The organism is Streptomyces sp. SID4985 (assembly GCF_009863025.1).
Lineage (GTDB): Bacteria > Actinomycetota > Actinomycetes > Streptomycetales > Streptomycetaceae > Streptomyces.
On sequence record NZ_WWIR01000633.1, the window covers coordinates 1 to 2487 of the forward strand.

The 2487-nt window shown below is 74.4% G+C and carries 2 protein-coding genes and 1 pseudogene; 2 read left to right on the forward strand and 1 reads right to left on the reverse strand.

What is annotated here, in order from left to right:
* Positions 1 to 183, reverse strand: a pseudogene (locus GTW40_RS27180) (hypothetical protein); the annotation flags it as partial.
* A 176-nt stretch (positions 184 to 359) separates the two neighbouring features.
* Between GTW40_RS27180 and GTW40_RS27185 the strand changes: the two are divergent.
* Together GTW40_RS27185 and GTW40_RS32810 are read left to right on the forward strand one after the other, a co-directional pair.
* Entirely contained in the window at positions 360 to 1661 is a 1302-nt protein-coding gene (locus tag GTW40_RS27185) for a molybdopterin-dependent oxidoreductase (RefSeq protein WP_161182783.1), read from the forward strand.
* Positions 1661 to 2134: a hypothetical protein gene (locus tag GTW40_RS32810; protein WP_237525742.1), complete on the forward strand. Its 474-nt coding sequence runs from the start codon at positions 1661 to 1663 to the stop codon at positions 2132 to 2134. Before GTW40_RS27185 ends, GTW40_RS32810 begins: the two co-directional genes overlap by 1 nt.
* Positions 2135 to 2487: the final 353 nt, after the last annotated feature.

Below are 2487 nucleotides of genomic sequence, written 5' to 3' on the forward strand. Positions count from 1 at the left end.
GCCCGCCGCGAGCAGCAGCGCGGCCGGGGTGCCCGGGCCCACGTGCGGGTCCCACGTGGCGAACAGCGGCGGCCAGCGCACGAAGAGGGTGTGCCGGGTGTCCTGGATGTGGCGGCCGACCAGCACGGCGGCCGTCACCAGCAGGACGGCGGCACCGGCGGCGACGAGATCGCGGCGGGCCACGGGGGAGGGAGTGCGCGGGGACGGAGTGCGCGAGGAGAGGGTGCGCGGGGGACGGTTGATCACACCGGCACGCTAGGCCGCCCGCGCGCGCCGGAGCCGCCGAACGGGCCGGACGTCAGCGTTTCGTCATGGGTCGCGCACCCGTTCCGGGGGGTTCCCCGGCCTACGGTCGGATCATGCGCGACCGCCCCCGGCTTCCTTCCTCCCCCGCCTTCTGGCGCAGCCCGTTGCGTGGCACCCGGTTCACCGCCGTGCTCGGCCTGGTGCTGCTCGGCGGCATCACCGTCATGTTCGTGACGGGTCTGGTGTCGTACGCCGCCTACAACCCGGACCTGTCGCCGGTGAACGACACGACCCCGGACAAGGGGCTGCTCGGCTTCTACCTGTTCGACTGGCCGGCCGGTCCGTCCTGGCTCTACCGGCTCACCCAGGGCACGCACGTCACGCTCGGCGTCACCCTCGTCCCGGTGCTCCTCGCCAAGCTGTGGTCGGTGGTGCCGAAGCTGTTCGCGCTGCCCCCGGCCCGCTCCCTCGCGCACGCCCTGGAACGGCTCTCCCTGCTGCTCCTGGTCGGCGGCGGGCTCTTCGAGTTCACCACCGGCGTGCTCAACATCCAGCTGGAGTACGTCTTCCCGGGCTCCTTCTACCCGCTGCACTTCTACGGCGCCTGGGTGTTCATGTCCGCCTTCGTCGTCCACGCGGCGCTGAAGACACCGGCGGCGGTGCGGGCGGTGCGGGCGGTGCGGGAGCGGTCGACGGGCGATGGCGGCGAGGGGCCTGTGGCTGACGAGGGGCGCCCGGCCTCCGTGCCTCCGGTCGACGAGGCGGGCCTGGCCTCCACGCGTCCGGCCGAGCCCACCATTTCGCGCCGGGGCGCGCTGCGCCTGGTCGGCGCGTCCTCGCTGCTGCTGTTCCTCACCACGGTCGGGCAGAGCCTGGGCGGACCCCTCCGCCGTACCGCACTGCTCGCGCCGCACGGCGGGGCCGACCCGGGCGGCGGTCCGAACGGCTTCCAGATCAACAAGACGGCCGCCTACGCCGGGATCACCGAGGCCGAGACGAGCGCGGACGCCTGGCGGCTCGTCGTCACCGGACCGGCCGGGACCGTACGGCTCAGCCGCGCCGATCTGCTCCGGCTGCCCCAGCACAGTTCCTCGCTGCCCATCGCCTGCGTGGAGGGCTGGTCCACGGCCGACCAGTGGTGGCGCGGGGTGCGGCTGCGCGACCTCGCCGCGCTCGCCGGGTACGACACGGCGGTACCGGATCTGCTGGTGGAGTCGCTGCAACGGCACGGCGCCTTCCGCCGCGCGGCGCTGCGCGCCAACCAGGTGTCCGACCCGCGCTCCCTGCTCGCCCTGTACGTCAACGGCGAGCCGCTGTCCCCCGACCACGGCTTCCCGGCGCGGATCATCGTGCCCGCGCTGCCCGGCGTGCACAACACCAAGTGGGTGGCCCGGCTGACCTTCGGAGACCTGTGATGCCCCGGTTGATGTCCCGGTTCCGCTTCCCGGTCGGCAGCCCGCTGCAACTGCTGCTGCTCGTGTGCTCGTTCGCGCTCGCCGCCTACGCGGGTGTCCGGCTGCTCGCCGGTGACTGGCTCGGCGTGGTCCTGTGGATCGTGGGCGCGGCCCTGCTGCACGACCTGGTGCTGCTGCCGCTGTACTCGGCACTGGACCGGGCGCTGGTGGCCGGGTCCGGCGCCGCCGGGCAGCGCTCCCGGGTGCTGTACGTCCGGGTGCCCGCCCTGTTGTCGGGCTTGCTGCTGCTGGTGTGGGCGCCGCTGATCCTCGGCCTGTCCGCCGACGGCTACCGGTCGGCCACCGGGCTCGACCCGGACGGCTTCCTCACCCGCTGGCTGCTGATCACCGCCGCCCTCTTCGGAGGCTCGGCGTTGCTGTGCGTCCTGCGGCTGCGCAGGGCGACGAAACACCGCTCGCCCGCCGTCCACTGAGCCTCCACCCGCCACCCGGCGCCCCGCGCGAGCCGTAGCAGCGCCGGGGCGCCGATCCGCGCCCACGGGAACGGCTCGCCCACCGGTCCCCGTCCCTCGGCCAGGTCCACCACCCGCACCAGGGCGCGCTCGTCGACCTCGGCCGCGCTGGTCTCGGCGATCAACAGGCCGCCGGGACGCAGTAGTTCACGGACCCGGTGCAGCAGGGCGGGCACGTCACCGCCGATGCCGATGTTGCCGTCCATGAGCAGGACCGTGCCCCAGCCGCCCTCGCCGGGGAGCGGGTCGAACACCGAGCGGCGCAGGGCGTGGCCGCCGAGCCGGTGGGTGCGGGCCACGGCAGCCGCGCTCAC

Excerpts from the sequence above, each read along its gene's own strand:
- GTW40_RS32810 (WP_237525742.1), top strand. The coding sequence starts at position 1,661 with ATGCCCCGGTTGATGTCCCGGTTCCGCTTCCCGGTCGGCAGCCCGCTG.
- GTW40_RS27185 (WP_161182783.1), top strand. The coding sequence starts at position 360 with ATGCGCGACCGCCCCCGGCTTCCTTCCTCCCCCGCCTTCTGGCGCAGC.